Origin of the sequence: Paraburkholderia sp. (assembly GCF_028283785.1) — a bacterium.
Lineage (GTDB): Bacteria > Pseudomonadota > Gammaproteobacteria > Burkholderiales > Burkholderiaceae > Paraburkholderia.
The window spans coordinates 1,456,056-1,471,746 of the sequence record NZ_JAPWKB010000019.1; the positions used below are offsets into that span (position 1 = coordinate 1,456,056).

General features: G+C 63.1%; 13 protein-coding genes, 1 tRNA gene and 2 pseudogenes. 7 read left to right on the forward strand and 9 right to left on the reverse strand.

All coding sequences use genetic code 11. The annotated features are described in order from the left end of the window. Positions 1-42: 42 nt before the first annotated feature. Positions 43-1,389: a trigger factor gene (gene tig, locus PW947_RS28695; protein WP_299635782.1), complete on the reverse strand. Its 1,347-nt coding sequence runs from the start codon at positions 1,387-1,389 to the stop codon at positions 43-45. Positions 1,390-1,997: 608 nt separating this feature from the next. Here tig and PW947_RS28700 point away from each other — a divergent pair. Both PW947_RS28700 and PW947_RS28705 read left to right on the forward strand, forming a co-directional pair. Beyond that, positions 1,998-3,145, forward strand: a pseudogene (locus tag PW947_RS28700) (glycerate kinase). A 172-nt stretch (positions 3,146-3,317) separates the two neighbouring features. Continuing rightward, positions 3,318-3,770 carry a MarR family transcriptional regulator gene (locus tag PW947_RS28705; RefSeq protein ID WP_299635785.1) on the forward strand — a complete coding sequence of 151 codons (453 nt, stop codon included), beginning with the start codon at positions 3,318-3,320 and terminating at the stop codon, positions 3,768-3,770. Positions 3,771-3,867: 97 nt separating this feature from the next. Here the strand turns inward: PW947_RS28705 and PW947_RS28710 are convergent, their stop codons facing one another. The 3 genes from PW947_RS28710 to PW947_RS28720 all read right to left on the reverse strand — a co-directional run bounded on the left by PW947_RS28710 (position 3,868) and on the right by PW947_RS28720 (position 5,969). Beyond that, entirely contained in the window at positions 3,868-4,869 is a 1,002-nt protein-coding gene (locus PW947_RS28710) for a 2-dehydropantoate 2-reductase (protein ID WP_299635787.1), read from the reverse strand. After that, a complete protein-coding gene (locus PW947_RS28715; protein WP_299635789.1) occupies positions 4,869-5,669 on the reverse strand; it encodes a class II aldolase/adducin family protein in 801 nt (266 codons plus the stop codon). Before PW947_RS28715 ends, PW947_RS28710 begins: the two co-directional genes overlap by 1 nt. A gap of 213 nt (positions 5,670-5,882) precedes the next feature. Continuing rightward, positions 5,883-5,969: transfer RNA gene (locus PW947_RS28720), tRNA-Leu, on the reverse strand. A 276-nt stretch (positions 5,970-6,245) separates the two neighbouring features. Here PW947_RS28720 and PW947_RS28725 point away from each other — a divergent pair. Continuing rightward, positions 6,246-7,088 carry a squalene/phytoene synthase family protein gene (locus PW947_RS28725; protein ID WP_299635791.1) on the forward strand — a complete coding sequence of 281 codons (843 nt, stop codon included), beginning with the start codon at positions 6,246-6,248 and terminating at the stop codon, positions 7,086-7,088. A 61-nt stretch (positions 7,089-7,149) separates the two neighbouring features. On the opposite strand, the gene PW947_RS28730 is transcribed toward PW947_RS28725, so the two are convergent. The 3 genes and pseudogenes from PW947_RS28730 to PW947_RS28740 all read right to left on the reverse strand — a co-directional run bounded on the left by PW947_RS28730 (position 7,150) and on the right by PW947_RS28740 (position 10,660). Then, positions 7,150-8,442, reverse strand: a complete 1,293-nt coding sequence (locus PW947_RS28730) for a DUF1501 domain-containing protein (RefSeq protein ID WP_299635793.1) — start codon at positions 8,440-8,442, stop codon at positions 7,150-7,152. A 58-nt stretch (positions 8,443-8,500) separates the two neighbouring features. Then, positions 8,501-9,941: pseudogene (locus PW947_RS28735) on the reverse strand (DUF1800 domain-containing protein). A 377-nt stretch (positions 9,942-10,318) separates the two neighbouring features. Further along, on the reverse strand, positions 10,319-10,660 hold the full coding sequence (locus PW947_RS28740) for a hypothetical protein (RefSeq protein WP_299636077.1): 342 nt from the start codon (positions 10,658-10,660) through the stop codon (positions 10,319-10,321). Positions 10,661-10,897: 237 nt separating this feature from the next. Here PW947_RS28740 and ompR point away from each other — a divergent pair, with 237 nt between their 5' ends. The 4 genes from ompR to PW947_RS28760 all read left to right on the forward strand — a co-directional run bounded on the left by ompR (position 10,898) and on the right by PW947_RS28760 (position 14,401). Then, positions 10,898-11,623: a two-component system response regulator OmpR gene (gene ompR, locus PW947_RS28745; protein ID WP_033379433.1), complete on the forward strand. Its 726-nt coding sequence runs from the start codon at positions 10,898-10,900 to the stop codon at positions 11,621-11,623. A gap of 59 nt (positions 11,624-11,682) precedes the next feature. After that, a complete protein-coding gene (locus PW947_RS28750) occupies positions 11,683-13,032 on the forward strand; it encodes an ATP-binding protein (RefSeq protein ID WP_299635810.1) in 1,350 nt (449 codons plus the stop codon). Positions 13,033-13,245: 213 nt separating this feature from the next. After that, on the forward strand, positions 13,246-13,794 hold the full coding sequence (locus PW947_RS28755; RefSeq protein WP_299635812.1) for a peroxiredoxin: 549 nt from the start codon (positions 13,246-13,248) through the stop codon (positions 13,792-13,794). Positions 13,795-13,876: 82 nt separating this feature from the next. Next, the gene (locus PW947_RS28760; protein ID WP_299635814.1) at positions 13,877-14,401 is read left to right on the forward strand and encodes a carboxymuconolactone decarboxylase family protein; all 525 of its coding nucleotides are present in this window, start codon (positions 13,877-13,879) and stop codon (positions 14,399-14,401) included. 59 nt (positions 14,402-14,460) lie between these two features. On the opposite strand, the gene ispF is transcribed toward PW947_RS28760, so the two are convergent. Together ispF and ispD are read right to left on the reverse strand one after the other, a co-directional pair. After that, positions 14,461-14,940 (reverse strand): 2-C-methyl-D-erythritol 2,4-cyclodiphosphate synthase, encoded by a 480-nt coding sequence (ispF, locus tag PW947_RS28765; protein WP_299635816.1) that lies wholly within the window; start codon positions 14,938-14,940, stop codon positions 14,461-14,463. Positions 14,941-14,972: 32 nt separating this feature from the next. Then, the gene (ispD, locus tag PW947_RS28770; RefSeq protein ID WP_299635818.1) at positions 14,973-15,683 is read right to left on the reverse strand and encodes a 2-C-methyl-D-erythritol 4-phosphate cytidylyltransferase; all 711 of its coding nucleotides are present in this window, start codon (positions 15,681-15,683) and stop codon (positions 14,973-14,975) included. Positions 15,684-15,691 lie beyond the last annotated feature (8 nt).

The window sequence follows — 15,691 nt, forward strand, 5'->3', positions numbered from 1 at the left end:
CGGGCCGTCGCTCCGACAGCCGGCACGCCATTGCAGCGATGCTTACGCTTGCGCGGTTGCGCTTGCCAGCTCTTCGAAGCTCACTTCCTTGTCCGTCACCTTGGCCTTGCCGAGAACGAAATCGACGACGTTGGCTTCAACGACGTACGCTTCCATTTCTGCAAGACGCTGCTGGTTCGAATAATACCAGCGGACGACTTCCTTCGGGTCTTCGTAGCTTTTCGCGAACTCGTCGACTTCCGCGCGGATCTGCTCCGGCTTGGCTTGCAGTTCGTTGGCCTTGACCAACTCGGCCAGCACGAGGCCCAGCTTCACGCGACGCTCGGCCTGTTCCTTGAACATTTCAGCCGGGATCGGTGCGTCGGCTGCGTTCGGCACGCCGCGCTGTTGCAGATCCTGACGAGCCATTTCGACCAGACGTTGCTGATCCTGCTCGATCAGTGCGTTCGGCACGTCGAGTTCGGAAATCTTCAGCAGTGCGTCCATCACCTGGTTCTTGACGATAGCTTGCGTGCGACGCTTCGCTTCGCGTTCCAGGTTGTCCTTGATCTCGCCGCGCATCTTGGTCAGATCGCCGTCTTCGATGCCGAGCGACTTCGCGAAGTCGGCGTCGATTTCCGGCAGATGCGGCCATTCGATCTTCTTCATCGTGATCGTGAATTGCGCCGTCTTGCCTGCCACGTCCTTGCCGTGATAGTCAGCCGGGAATGCCAGATCGAATTCGCGTGCTTCGCCGACCTTCAGGCCGAGCGCCGCTTTTTCGAATTCCGGCAGCATGCGGCCTTCGCCGAGCACGAATGCGAAGTCGTCAGCGCTGCCGCCTTCAAATGCAACGCCTTCCAGCATGCCGACGAAGTCGACCGTCACGCGATCGCCGTCTTTTGCTGCGGTGTCCGAGCCGCCGTCGCCATGCTCGCCAGCGTCGCCGCGTGCGTGGAAATGGACGCGCTGCTTGCGCAGGATGTCCAGCGTGCGGTCGATTTCCGCTTCGCTGATCGACGTGGTCGTGCGTTCGATTTCAGCCGTGGCGACGTCGCCCAGCTTCACTTCCGGATAGACCTCGAAGGTCGCGTCGAATGCGTAATCGCCTTCCGCAGCGTCCGCCTTCGGGGCGAAGCTCGGTTGACCCGCCACGCGCAGGTTCTCGGTGCGGCTGATGTCGAAGAATTCTTTGCCGACCTTGTCGCTCAGCACTTCGGCTTCCACCTGGCCCGAATACTGTTGCGTGACCATCTTGAGCGGCACCTTGCCCGGGCGGAAACCCGGCATGCGCACGTTCTTCGCCAGTTGGCGGATACGCGAGTCCACTTCCTTCTGCACGGCATCCTTCGGCAGGGAAATCGTTACGCGGCGTTCGAGCTTGCCGAGGTTTTCAACAACGTTAGCCATGGCTTCAATCGTCCTAAAATTATTCGAGCGAATCAGTTATCTTTTCCGTGCCGCTTTCGATGTCGCTTCGCACCGTTCGCGCGCCTGCGCCGCGGGCTCACAGGCCGCCGACGGCACGGTTGGGGCCTAAAGAGCCGAATATTTTAGCAAACTATTTGCGCGACAAGCCGGATTCGACATCAGCGCATGCTTTTTTGTCCGGTTGAGCATCGTTTGGGGCCATTTTTCCGTTATTTTTCGCCAGGTTAGGCATTCGCAAGCGGAACCGGACATCGTCACCGGTGTACAACCCACCGTGCCGACAGCACGTGATGCGGGTACGCAGAACCCGTTTCCACCACCGCTGGACCACAGCGAGCGCGCCATCGCGCAACCTGTTTGCGCCGCGCACGCCAGATCGCAGCCCGCACGCGCCATCGATTCCGGCTATGCCTTCCGGCCTATTTAGCGACGGGCACGCTGCTGATAAGCTACAACGGCGCTGCAATAACAGCGTTTGCAAGCTGCAGCGGCCCTGTCGAGCCGCACGACTCACGCTACATTCCGATTTCGCACCGATACAAGCCGACCCAAGCCGACATCACCTCATACCAACTTCAAGAGACACCATGCCGAATCACCCGCTTTCGCCCGTTGTCGTCATTGCTCCTGACTCGTTCAAAGGTTCGCTGAGCGCCGAACAGGTCGCGCAGGCCATTGCCGCAGGCATCCAGCGCGCGCGCCCCGACGCGACCGTGCGTTTGTGCCCGATGGCCGACGGCGGCGAAGGCACGCTCGACGCGCTGCTGTCGGGCGGCGGCGAGCGTCGGCGTTTGACGGTGCGCGGTGCGGCAGGTCCGGTGCGCGAGGCGATCTCCGGCCTGCTCGCAGACGGCAGCGCGGTCGTGGAGACAGCGGAAATCGTCGGGATTACCGACCCGGTCGGCATGGGCGTGCCGGTCGACGCGCGCAGCACGCGCGGGATGGGCGAAGCGATTCGCGCGCTGCTCGACGCGGGCGTGCGGCGCTTTTATACGTGGCGCTGGGCGGCAGCAGCACGAACGATGGCGGTGCCGGCCTGCTCGCGGGCCTCGGCATGAAGCTCTACGACGACCGCGACGCCGAACTCGAACCCGTTCCGGCGCAGCTTGCGCGGGTCGCGCGGATCGACGTATCGCAACTCGATGCGCGGCTCGCCGGCGCCCGCTTCATCGGCATGTCGGATGTCGACAACCCGCTGACCGGCGACCACGGTGCGACTGCCGTCTTCGGTCCGCAAAAAGGCGTGCAGCCGGATCAGATCGCGTCGATCGATGCGGCGCTCGGCCATTTCGCCGACCTGCTGGAACCCGCGCTCAACCGGCGCGCACGCGATCTGCCAGGCGCGGGCGCCGCCGGCGGGCTCGGCTTCGCGCTGCATATGCTCGGCGCGCAATTCGAGCCGGGCGCGGAAACCGTCGCGCGCCAGCTTCGGCTCGACGACGCGCTGCAAGGCGCGAACTGGCTGATCACCGGCGAAGGCCGCTCGGACGCGCAGACGCTGCACGGCAAGGCGCCCTTCATCGCGTGTCAGCATGCGCAGGCGGCGGGCGTGCCGGCCACGCTGCTATCGGGCGCGGTCGATGGCGACGCGCTACCGCGTCTGTCGGAGTATTTCAGTGGATGCTTCTCGCCGGCACCTGGGCCGATCACGCTCGACACCGCGATCCGCGAAGCCGCACGTTTGCTGACCAACGAAGCCGAGCAGTTGACGCGCATGAAGTACGGTCCGCGTTGACCGTCGCGACGGATACGGCAACAATCGGGCAAGCAGTGGAACTGCGAAGAAAAGCCGACCGGGCAAGTATCAGGTCAGTCCTGAACCCGGCCCGGGCACGCTTCGCAACCACACTGCAAGATCGGCAATCACCGTAGCGCCAGGACCGTCTCCACTTACGACCGGGAGCATCATGAAGGCCTCCGCCAAAGCCGGACTCGAGCAGTTTTTGACGTACCGTCTTCATGTGCTCAACAAGTTGGCCGAACGTGGCATCGGCGAGCGTTATCAGACGAAACTGGGCGTCACGTTGCCGGAAGCGCGCGTGATTGCGTCGGTCGGATCCTTCGGTCCGTTTTCGATCATGGATCTCGCGCGACACGCGAACCTCGACAAGAGCCAGGCAAGCCGCGCCGCCGAAGCGTTGATCGGCCAGAATCTGATGGCGCGCGAAACCAGCACGCTCGACGGTCGCGTCGTACTGGTCTCGCTGACAACCGACGGCCGCGCGTTGTATCGCAAGATCATGCCGATCGCACGCAAGTGGAATCTCGATCTGTTCGATTGTCTCGACGAAAGCGAACATGCCGCCCTCAGCGACGCGCTCGACAAGGTGATCGCGAGCGCGCAGCGGCGTATGGAGTGAGCGCGCGGCGCTTCGACCGCAATCGACTGCATGTCACGACGTGCGGTGCAAGCGGCGTCCGGCGCCGCGCATCGCACGCCTCTAAACGCTGAACCGTTCAGCCCACCAACCCGCTGCTGAACGCGCGCTGCCGCAACAAGCCGAGCACCGCGTCGCAGAACGGCGTCGGTATATCGAGCTTGCGGCCCAACTCGGGGAACACACCCAGAATCGGCTCGATTTCGAGCGGTCGTCCCGCTTCGAAATCCTGCAACATCGACGTCTTGAACGCACCCAGCTTGCGCGTCATCGCCACCCGCTCGGGCGCACTCATACGCGTGGACAGGCCGAGCCGCCGACCGATCGCGTCGGCCTCTTCCATCATTCGCAAGATCAGCGCATGTGTCATCGGATCGTCGAGCAGTTGGTCTGCGGTTGAACCGCTCAACACGCTGAGCGGATTCATGTTCATGTTGCCCCACAGCTTCGCCCACACTTCGGTGCGGATATCGTCGGTGGCGGCGACGTCGAAGCCGCCCGCCTGCATCGCCGATGCAAACGCGTGCGCCGCGTCCGACGTCGCTGCGAGCGGCGCGCCGATAATCAGCTGATTGCCGCGCCCGCGACGAATCACGCCCGGCGCATCGGTCGACGACGACAGATGCACGACACACCCCACCGACTGCGCCGGCGACAACGCCGCCGACACCGCGCCGCCCGGATCGACCGCCTCGATATGCCGACCGGCCAGCGGTCCGCTCAGATCATGCAGAAACCACCACGGCAAGCCGTTCATCGCCGCGACGATCGTCGTTTGCGGACCTATCATCGGCGTGAGGCTCGCCGCGATCGCCGGCAGCGCTTGCGCCTTCAATGCCACCACCACGAAATCCTGCTCGCCGAGCGCGCCGGCATCGTCGTTCGCGACGACCCGCGCGACATACTCGCTTTGCGCATCGACGATACGAATGCCGTCTGCGCGAATCGCGTCGAGCGTCTTGCCGCGCGCGAGCACGCCGACCGCGTGCCCCGCGCGTTCCGCCGCCGCCGCGATCAACCCGCCTATCGCGCCCGCGCCAACCACTGCCGTACGAACTTGCCGTGAACTCATCGTTTGCATCACTCTTTGTAGGATGGATCGATCCGCTCGACCTGCCGCAGCAGCGCGTCGAGTACGTCCTGCCCCGCGCCGTGACGCGGGTCGAACTGCAACGAATCGCGCGTGCAGCGTGCGGCGATGTCGTCGGAAATCATGCGCGGCGCGCCGAAGGCGGCCGTCGCGAGTTGAATCTCGCACGCGCGATTGAGCGTCCACAAACGCGCGAACGCCTGCGCGATGGTCGAGCCCATCGACAGCAAGCCGTGATTGCGCAAGATCATCAGGCGTCTGTCGCCGAGATTGGCGACCAGTCGCGGACCTTCGTCATCGTGAATCGTGATGCCTTCGAAGTCGTGATACGCGACCATGCCGTGCAATTGCGCCGAATAGAAATTGGAGTTTTCCAGCCCGGCTTGCGAGCACGCCACGGCGAGTCCGGCGGTCGTGTGCGTGTGCATCACGCAATGCGCGTCGGGCAGCGCGCGATGCAAGGCCGCGTGCACGACGAAACCCGCCGGATTCGCCCGATACGCCGTGTTGCCGATCACGTTGCCATCCAGATCGATCTTGACGAGGTTCGACGCGCGCACTTCCGTGTAGTGCAAACCGAAGGGATTGATCAGAAAGTGCCGCTGCGGACCGGGCACACGCACGGTGATGTGGTTGTAGATCAGTTCGGACCAGCCGAGCATCGCGAACACGCGGTAGGTGCCGGCCAACTGGACGCGTAAGGCGGCTTCGTCGTGCGCGTCGGAATGGCGATGGGGATCGTGGGAAGCGCCTGCGTGATGCGGGTTCAGCAACGCTGCGACATCGGACATGTCTGTCTCCAGAGTGGGCGACGTCGGCGGCGGCCGCGTCGTTTTCTTGGTGTGAGGCGTGCAACGAGGATAGGGAAATTGCGCGACCGCCGCAACCGTGGGCAGCGGGCGCGCCGATACGGCGGCGCGTACCGCAAAGCGGCGGTCGACGCGCTTCGCGAAAACAAAAAAGCCCCGTAAGTCTTTGAACTTACGGGGCTTTTCCAGAATGCATGGTGCGAGGGAGGGGACTCGAACCCCTACACCCTTGCGGGCGTCAGGACCTAAACCTGGTGCGTCTACCAATTTCGCCACCCTCGCAGCCGAATCAACTGCACAGACCGCATGCGCGTTGTTCGATGTGTGGCTCGCCTTCGCGACACGCTCACCTTTCAATCCGATGAACGCCGCCTCAAAAGCGTAAGCGCGAGATTCTAACCGATCGGCCTGCAGTTGTGTACATTTGCCAAAGCGATGTCGATGCTACAATTTTTGGTTGCCCGGCAGCGGTCTTTGCCTTTATTTGTCTGCTGCCCGTCGCCTGCCCCACGCGTGTCCACGCCTTTCCACATTCACCGCACCAAGACGGCCTCCCTAGTGAACTTCGACGAATACTGCCAGCAGAAAGCGGCGCCCGCCGGATCCAGCACCTATTACGCGCTTCGGCAGGCGCCAGCCGCCCGCCAGCCGCTGCTGACCGCCCTGTTTGCACTGCGTCGGGAGTTCGAGGAGACGGTCAAGGAAACCAGCGATCCGACCATCGGCCGGACCAAGCTCGCGTGGTGGCAAAAGGAACTCGCCGGTTTGGCCGAAGGCAATCCGACGCACCCGGTGTCGAAAGCGATCGCCGCGCATCTGGGCAGCACGCAAGCCGTCGCGGACGAATATCCGGCCATCCAGACCTTGCTCGCCGGCTTCGAGATGGATCTGGACCAGGCGCGCTATCTCGACTTTCCGAACTTGCGACGCTACCTGCACGGCGTGGGCGGCAACTTTGCCGCGCTGATCGCACGCGGCACCGCGAACGCGCCCGGCCAGGCCGCGAGTTGGGCCGAGCCGCTGGGCGAAGCCCTGCTGCTCGCGCAATGCGTCGTCGAACTCGGCGACGATGCGCGCCACGGCCGCATCTATATTCCGATCGACGAGATGCAGCGCTTCAACGTGACCGCAGCGGACTTGATCAACCGCAAATATTCCGACGCGTTCTTCGACATGATGCGGTTCCAGACAACCCGCGCGCGCGATGCAATCACGACCGCGCTGGCCGCGATTCCGTCCACCGAACGTCGCACGCAACGCACGTTGCGCGCGCTGGCCGCGCTGGCGCTCGCGTTGCTCGACGAGATCGAGCGCGACGGCTATCACGTGCTGCATCAGCGGATCGCGCTGACGCCGATCCGCAAGCTGTTCATCGCGTGGCGCGGCGCGCGCCGGGGTTAAGCGCCGGGCTTCAGCGTCCGCACTCAACACCGCAACGGGCGCCAGCGTTCCGCACGCGCCACTACACGCGCAGCAACGGCAGCGGCTCGAAACGCTGCTGCAACACCGCGCTCGCATCCAGTCCCCACCACGGCCCGAGCACCGTTGCATACAACTGCCGGAAATCGACGCCGACCGGCAGATTGCCGTTGCCGTCGAGTCTCGCAAGCATCGGCGGCAGGCCATATAAACCGCCCCGCACGCGACCACCGGTCACGAAATGCGGTGCGACGGTACCGTGATCCGTGCCGTTGCTCTGATTCTCTCGCGCGCGCCGCCCGAACTCCGCATACGTCATCACCAGCGTGTCGTCCCAACGGCCCAGTTCGGTCAGCGCCGATTTCATCGCCACCAGCCCGTCCGCGAATTGCCTGAGCAACGACGCCTGCTGCGCCGGCTGATTCTGATGCGTATCGAAACCATTCAACGTCAGCCGGATCACGGCGACGCCCTGCCCTTCGACCGGCGTATGGTGTGACGTCTCACCAGCCGCGAGCACCTGCATCGCAGTTTTGATCGACGTGCCGAACGCGCCCGCCGGAAAGCGTGTTTCGAATGAAAACTGCATCGCAGCGCCGCTCGGAGCCGCTTTATCTCGAGGCGTGCTGGCGGATGTGTTGCCATCGATCGATGCCGGACGCAAACGGACGGCCGCCTGCACGATCTCATTTTCGACGTCGAGAATATGCGCCAGCGCCGGGTTGCGTTCGTGCAGCGACACGGGCGTCGCGAGCCGCGCCGCCTTGATGAACTGCGCCGGATTGACCAGCGCGACGACGCGCGCGCCATTCGCGAGCGGCCCCATTTCCGCGCTGCCGATCACCACGCCGTCCGCGACAAAGGTGGACGGCACCGCACGTTGCGCGAACGCGCGCGTCAACCAGCCTTCGCGCAAATATTGATCGGCGCGCGATGCCGTGTCCCAGATTTCGATCGAACGGAAATGCGACAGGTTCGGCTGCGCGTAACTGACGCCCTGCACGATGGCGAGTTGCTGCGCCTGCCACAACGGCATCAGCGGCTGCAACGCGGGATGCAGCGCGGTGCGTTCGTCGAGCGCGATGGCCTGATCACGCCGGATGCCGATATTTTTGCGCAGCTGATAGTAGAGCGGATCGGCGTACGGAATCACCGTGTTGAGGCCGTCGTTACCGCCTTTCAGCTCGATCAGGATCAACAGGTTGTCGTACGGCCCGCGTGCGGCCGACATCGACGCGCGACTCGCCGCATCCCGCTCTTGCGCGCAGAACGCCGGTGGCAGCCAGAGCCCGGCACCAGCTGCGGCGGTCATCGAAAGAAACGTGCGTCGTTTCATGCTGCACCTCGTCGAAGCCGCGAGTGTCGGACGGGTCGGCCCGGGCTGATTCACGTGATCATTTCAACTGATACGCCGGGTCCATCAACAGCGCCTCCAGATACGCACTCGCACTCGACGCCGTGTCGATCGCATCGACGGGGGCGAACGGCAACACCGCGTGCTGCATCTGAAGCTCGGCGGACAATCCGGCCGGTTCGGCAGGCGATGCGCCGTAAGACGCAAGCCAGCCTTCGATGTCGAACCGCATGCCGCGCTGACGCACGCGCGGCGTCGCCGCAGTTCCCGCGATGCCCGCCGTCATGGTCGCCGTCGGGCCCGGCGGCCCAACGCTTTCCGTCGAACGAAACAGCCGCTCGACGAACTGCTTGCGCGCGAGCAACGTCGAGCTATTGATCCATGTCGAGCCGCCCGGCCAACCTTTGACATTCGGCGGATAAAACAGGTTTTCGCCGAAGCTGCGAATCGTGCCGGCGAGCGCGAGACTGGACGACGCACTGTCATCGTAGCCGACATCGAACGCCCGCATCGTTCCGATCGTGAACTCGACCGGCGACTTCACCAGCACGCCGCGATTGACCGGGTTCCAGAACGCATCGCCCAGAAACAGCGCGCGCAACGCGACCTTGATATCGTAGCCGCTCGCCTGAAAGCGCGCGGCGATCGGCGCGACCTGGTTCGGGTCGGGCGTGTCCGACACGAACTCGCGCCACAACTTGCCGACGATAAACGTCGCGGTTTGCGGCTGCGCGAGCAGGATATCGAGCACGTCGTCGCCGTCGAACCGGCCGCTATGACCCAACACGGTCTTGATATCGTCGTCATGCAGCGCGGCGCGCGAAATATACGCGCCGGTGTCGGGATCGACGCTCCAGCCGGTGTACGCGCGCGCCGCTTCCGACACGTCCCGCTGCGTGTACTGCCCTTCGCCGAGCGTGAACAGTTCCATCGCTTCGCGACGCGAAATTTTCGTTGGGCTTGCCTTTGCGATTGGACGCGCCGTCGAGATACAGCAGCATCGCCGGATCTTTCGCGACGTCATGCAGCATCGCGTCGAAATGGCCGAGCGCGTCGTGACGAAGCAGCCGGTTCTGGCGCGCGGCCAGTTGCGGGTACGGGACCTTGTCCTCGCCCGAGGTGAAGTGGTTATGCCAGAACAACGTCATGCGCTCGGTCAGCGGCGATGGCGTGACCCGCATCTCCTGCACCCACCACGCGCGCAACCCGTCGTAGCGTTGGCGACGCAGACGCTCCGCGTCGCGGCGTTGTTCGGCGCTCCATGACTTGCGTTCATCGCGCGATGGCAACGCTTCGTCGATCCACGCGGGCATCGGCGTCAGCGCATCGTCGCGGGTCTCGTGGAGCACGCGCTCGACCGCCTCTTCACGCGTGAGGCCGACGTATCGCGCGAGTTCGGCACGGTCGGGCGCAAAGCCGATGCGCGTCAGAAAGAAGCGCGCGTCGTCGGCATCGAGCAGGGTTTCGTCTTGCGACGGCACGCGCGGATGCGTGGTCACGTGTTTTGCACGCGTGACCGCGGCTGACGACGCCCACGCGGACGAAGCCGTGACGACCGTGACGACCGTAACGACTGCTACGACCGCGATCAGCGCCGCGAGACGAAGCGCATCGACGAACACTCTGGCGCACGATGACATGGCCGGCGATCCGTAAAAATCGAACGAGGTTGATCCGGAACGGGCGAGACCGGTTACGCGGGCGCGCAAAGGTCCGGTAAGACTATCGATCATCAACGACACGCAGCAGATATGCGTTGACGCGAGCGACGGGAAAGGCGGAAATGTGGGCGGCGATGCGCACGTGCGCATGGCGCGCGACGACGGGAAACACAGGCGTGGCCTGCGTTGGACAGCGCCTAGCGCTTGTAGAGATCGCGGACCGCGTCTTCGATATGCTGACGCAACAGGCGGCGTTCATCGGGGGTCATGTGACCATCGCGACGACGTTGATCGAGATCTGTGGGAACTGCAGTGCGGAACATGACGTCTGATGCTAGGCGGTCGTGACTCGCGTAACGCGGTTGACGCGCCTGGCGCGGCAAGCTGCCGCTATTCGGACGGGACGGACGCGGGATAACCAGCCGGTCAGGAGAAGGCTGAGCATAAACGGGTCTGTGTACGAACGTGCCCGCGAGTGTGCCGGCGACAGCAAGCGCAATGACGCGCAGCCGTACGTTCGGCCAAACCCCTCCCTTCATCTTTTTCCCTTCGTGGTGCGGCAACCGGCTACCTTTAATGCGTGTGCAGACCCCGGGTGAAACCGGGTGCGAGAGTGTTTGTCGAATGAAGTATCCACCGAACAGCCGCATTCAGTAAAGGAGTCTACCTGTGCACGCTTTACGTCGTGCCACAGGACGGGTAAATTTTGTAACTGACTGTAACCCCATAAATGGTGCGACCGCGCACCCCTTTCTAATCGCGCTAAGATGCCGCTCATGGAAACCAAAAACCCTTCGAAAATCCTCGTCGTCGACGACGATCCGCGTCTGCGCGATCTGCTGCGCCGTTACCTCGGAGAACAAGGCTTCAATGTCTACGTCGCTGAGAATGCGCCGTCGATGAACAAATTGTGGGTGCGAGAGCGCTTCGATCTGCTCGTGCTCGACCTGATGCTGCCCGGCGAAGACGGTCTGTCCATCTGCCGCCGTCTGCGTGGCAGCAACGACCGCACGCCGATCATCATGCTGACCGCCAAGGGCGAAGACGTCGATCGCATCGTCGGTCTGGAGATGGGCGCGGACGACTACCTGCCCAAGCCGTTCAATCCGCGCGAACTGGTCGCGCGAATTCACGCGGTGCTGCGTCGTCAGTCGCCATCCGAATTGCCCGGCGCGCCGTCGGAAACAACGGAAGTGTTCGAATTCGGCGAGTTCGCGCTGAATCTGGCCACCCGCACGTTGACCAAGGCCGGCCAGGAAATCCCGCTCACCACCGGCGAATTCTCGGTGCTGAAGGTGTTCGCGCGTCATCCGCGTCAGCCGCTGTCGCGTGAAAAGCTGATGGAACTGGCTCGCGGCCGTGAATACGAAGTGTTCGACCGCAGTCTCGACGTGCAAATCTCGCGTCTGCGCAAACTGATCGAACCGGATCCGGGCAGCCCGCGCTTCATCCAGACCGTTTGGGGTCTTGGCTACGTCTTCATTCCTGACGGCGCGGCCTGATTGAACCTTTGCGTTTGCTTCCGCTTCGCGTTTTCCACGTTTTCCAACAAGAAGGGCCCATGCGGATCGACCGGCGCCTCCTGACGCTCGCGTTCGGTGGCCTTTTCTGGCGGACCTTTCTGCTGATCGCGCTGTTGATCGCAGTCAGTCTCGCCGCGTGGTTCCAGAGCTTCCGGGTGATCGAACGCGAGCCGCGCGCACAGCGCGTGGCTTTGCAGCTGGTCGCCATCGTGAAGCTCACGCGCACCGCACTCCTCTATTCCGATCCCGATCTGCGGCGCGCACTGCTGCAGGATCTGGAGAGCAATGAAGGGGTGCGCGTGTACCCGCGCGAAACCAGTGACAAATACCACCTGCAACCGGACGAATCGCTGAACCGGCTGATCGAACACGACATTCGCGGCCGCCTCGGCGACGACACCGTGATCGCGCAGTCCGTCAACGATATTCCCGGCGTGTGGATCAGCTTCAAGATCGACGACGACGACTACTGGGTCGCACTCGACCGCGATCAGCTCGACAACGCCACCGGCCTCCAATGGGCCGGCTGGGGCGTGTTCGCGCTCGCGCTGTCGCTGTTCGGCGCGGCGTTCATCACGAGTCTGGTGAACCGGCCGTTCGCGCGACTCGCGATCGCCGCGCGCAAGGTGGGTTCGGGGCAATCGCCTGAGCCCTTACCCGAGCGCGGCATGGGCGTCGCCGCCGAAACCAATCGAAGCTTCAACCAGATGGTGCAGGATCTCGAACAGCTCGAAGCGGACCGCGCATTGATGCTGGCCGGGATTTCGCACGACCTGCGCACGCCGCTCGCGCGCTTGCGGCTCGAAACCGAAATGAGCCCGTCGGATCAGGCCACCAAGAACGCGATGGTCGACGATATCGAACAGATGGACATGATCATCGGGCGCTTCCTCGATTACGCGCGGCCGGTGCAACGTGTGCCGGAACCGGTCGATCTGTCGGTGATCGCGGGCGAACTCGCCGCACGCGTGGCCAATGAAGACGGCATGCGGCTGATCACGCGGCTCGCGCCGTCGGCGGTGATCGAGGCGGACGAGACCGATATGCGTCGCGTGATCGGCAATCTGATCGAAAACGCGCGCAAATACGGTCTGAGCGACACCGACGGCATTCCGCACGTGATTCTCGAAACCCGCGTCTCGCATTCGCGGGTCGAACTGTCGGTGGTGGACGAAGGCCCGGGCATCCCCGAAGACCAACTCGCGCTTGTCACACGGCCGTTCTATCGTGTGAACTCGGCGCGCACGCAGGCCAACGGCACCGGACTCGGCATGGCCATCGTGCAGCGGCTGGTCAGCCGGTATCGCGGCGCGTTGCGTCTGCGAAACCGCACCCCCGGACCGGGGCTCGAAGTCACGATTGAATTCCCGCTTGCGAAGGGCGTATAGCGGCACACCGTTGCAGTGCCGCTGACGCCCGTCGCCGGCTCCAGACATAGTCGCTATCGACGCAGTGAAAAATAACTATCCACCCCATTAGTCAAAAACTATTGGGCGATAGCGTTGATAGAACTATAGTGTACAGTTCGATGTAACGTGATCGTTACGGCGAACTGGTAGCTTGAACAGGCTGTTTTTTTCAACGTACACAGGAGCAAGCGCATGAAAACCGTGGGCGATAAACTCGAAGCTTTCACCGTCACCGCCGCCAAGCCGGGCTTCAACAATCACGAAGAAAACGGCCAGTCGGCTTTCGAAGACATCACCGAGCAGTCGTTTCCGGGCAAGTGGAAAATCATCTACTTCTATCCGAAGGATTTCACCTTCGTCTGCCCGACTGAAATCGTCGAATTCGGCAAGCTTTCAAAAGACTTCGATGAACGCGACGCCGTGTTGATGGGCGGCAGCGTCGACAACGAGTTCGTCAAACTGGCATGGCGCCGCGAGCACAAAGACCTCGACAAGCTCAACCATTACGCGTTCGGCGACGTCAAGGGCGAGCTGATCGACCAGCTCGGCGTGCGCGACAAGGAAGCGGGCGTCGCACTGCGCGCCACCTTCATCGTCGATCCCGACAACACCATCCAGCACGTTTCCGTGAACAACCTGAACGTGGGCCGTAATCCGGAAGAAGTGCTGCGTATTCTCGACGGTCTGCAAACGGACGAACTCTGTCCGTGCAACCGCGCAGTCGGCGGCGCGACGCTGTAACGCACCACCCGACCGATAAAAAGCCCGCCTCGCTTGCAAAAGCCGCGGGCTTTTTTTAACGGCTTCCGCCAGGAGAATACGTATGGAATTCTTGTCTGCGATTAAAGCGCTCATTCCCGATTACGCCAAAGACATTCGACTGAATCTCGACGGCACGATTGCGCGTTCATCGCTGGAAGGTCACGACGCGGTGGGCGTTGCGCTGGCTGCGGCATTTGCAGCGAAGAGTCCCGCGATCATCGGCGCGATTCGCGAGGCCGGCGTGCTGTCCGCGGAAGAAATCAACGGCGCATTGACCGCCGCGGCATTGATGGGCATGAATAACGTCTGGTATCCGTATGTCGAGATGACCGGCAATGCGGATCTGAAATCGCAACCGGCGCAATTACGGATGAATGCGTACGCGTCGCATGGCGGCGTGGATAAACGCCGCTTCGAAATGTATGCGCTGGCGGCGTCGATTATCGGCAAATGCCATTTCTGTGTGAAATCGCATTTCGAAACGCTGGTCGCCGAGGGTATGAGTTCGACGCAACTGCGGGACGTGGGCCGCATCGCCGCCGTGGTCAACGCGGCTGCGCAGGTGATCGTGGCGGAACAGAAATAACACCGCAATCTCAATGGCCGATGGCGCGCGAAACAATTCCGCGCCATCGACCCGCTGCATCAGTTTTTGATCAGCAATGCGACGGCTTGCGCCTCGATCCCTTCCTTGCGACCGAGATAACCGAGCTTCTCGTTGGTTTTCGCCTTCACGTTGACGCGATCGAGCGGCAAGCCGAGATCCGCCGCGACATTCGCGCGCATCGCGTCGATATGCGGCGCGAGTTTCGGCGCCTGGGCGATAACCGTGCTGTCCACGTTGAGAATCGAAAAACCTGCCGCCGTCACGCGGGCAAAGCATTCGCGCAACAGCACGCGACTATCCGCGCCTTTGAATTGCGCGTCGGTATCGGAGAAATGACGACCGATATCGCCCATCGCCGCCGCACCGAAAATTGCGTCGGTGATCGCGTGCAGCAACACATCGGCGTCGGAATGCCCGAGCAGGCCGCGTTCATAAGGCACCGTCACGCCGCCGATAATCAGCGGCCGACCTTCGACCAGCTGATGCACGTCATACCCTTGTCCGATCCTGAAATCCATATCGTCGAATCCGCCTGTAAATGTGAAGTTGTTTATACCGTGGCCGGCTGGCTCAAAATCGCTTCAGCCAGATCGAAATCTTCCGGATAAGTGACCTTGAAGTTGCGCAAGCTCCCTTGCACGAGCTTCGGCGCATGACCGGACCACTCGATCGCGCTCGCTTCGTCGGTCAGGTCGTGACCGTCGCGCTGCGCGGCCAGAATCGCTTCGCGCAGCATGCCGATGCGGAACATCTGCGGCGTCTGCGCCTGCCAGAGCCCGTCGCGCGATTCCGTGCGGGCAATCCGTGCATCCGTGCCGGGCGCGATGCGCTTGAGCGTATCGGCGACCGGCAACGCCATGATGCCGCCGATCGCGTCGTCTTTCAGCGCGCCGACCAGCGTGCGGATCAGCGCGGGCGTGATGCCGGGCCGCGCGGCGTCGTGCACCAGCACCCAGTCGTCGTCGCGCGCGCCGAATTCGACGAGCGCCTGCAGCCCGTTCAGCACGGACGCCTGCCGCGACGCGCCGCCGCAACGGCGCACCGCAAAGCGCAAACCGGCAAAACGGCGGGCGTCGAAGTGCTGGTCGTCGGGTGCGATCACGACCAGCGTTTGCGCAAATTCGCTGCACGCGTCGAACGCGGCCAGCGAATAATGCAGCAACTGACGGCCGGCCACGCCGCGATATTGTTTGGGCATCGCCGCGCCGGAGCGGCTGCCGGTGCCTGCGCAGGGGATCAAGGCAAAGAGGCGGGAAGTCACAGGTGCGT

What these genes read in the sequence shown, in the direction of transcription:
- PW947_RS28740 (WP_299636077.1), bottom strand. Translation starts at nt 10,660, where the DNA reads ATGAAGGGAGGGGTTTGGCCGAACGTACGGCTGCGCGTCATTGCGCTT.
- PW947_RS28715 (WP_299635789.1), bottom strand. Translation starts at nt 5,669, where the DNA reads ATGTCCGATGTCGCAGCGTTGCTGAACCCGCATCACGCAGGCGCTTCC.
- PW947_RS28705 (WP_299635785.1), top strand. Translation starts at nt 3,318, where the DNA reads ATGAAGGCCTCCGCCAAAGCCGGACTCGAGCAGTTTTTGACGTACCGT.
- PW947_RS28750 (WP_299635810.1), top strand. Translation starts at nt 11,683, where the DNA reads ATGCGGATCGACCGGCGCCTCCTGACGCTCGCGTTCGGTGGCCTTTTC.
- ispF (WP_299635816.1), bottom strand. Translation starts at nt 14,940, where the DNA reads ATGGATTTCAGGATCGGACAAGGGTATGACGTGCATCAGCTGGTCGAA.
- PW947_RS28730 (WP_299635793.1), bottom strand. Translation starts at nt 8,442, where the DNA reads ATGAAACGACGCACGTTTCTTTCGATGACCGCCGCAGCTGGTGCCGGG.
- ompR (WP_033379433.1), top strand. Translation starts at nt 10,898, where the DNA reads ATGGAAACCAAAAACCCTTCGAAAATCCTCGTCGTCGACGACGATCCG.
- PW947_RS28710 (WP_299635787.1), bottom strand. Translation starts at nt 4,869, where the DNA reads ATGCAAACGATGAGTTCACGGCAAGTTCGTACGGCAGTGGTTGGCGCG.
- PW947_RS28760 (WP_299635814.1), top strand. Translation starts at nt 13,877, where the DNA reads ATGGAATTCTTGTCTGCGATTAAAGCGCTCATTCCCGATTACGCCAAA.
- tig (WP_299635782.1), bottom strand. Translation starts at nt 1,389, where the DNA reads ATGGCTAACGTTGTTGAAAACCTCGGCAAGCTCGAACGCCGCGTAACG.
- PW947_RS28755 (WP_299635812.1), top strand. Translation starts at nt 13,246, where the DNA reads ATGAAAACCGTGGGCGATAAACTCGAAGCTTTCACCGTCACCGCCGCC.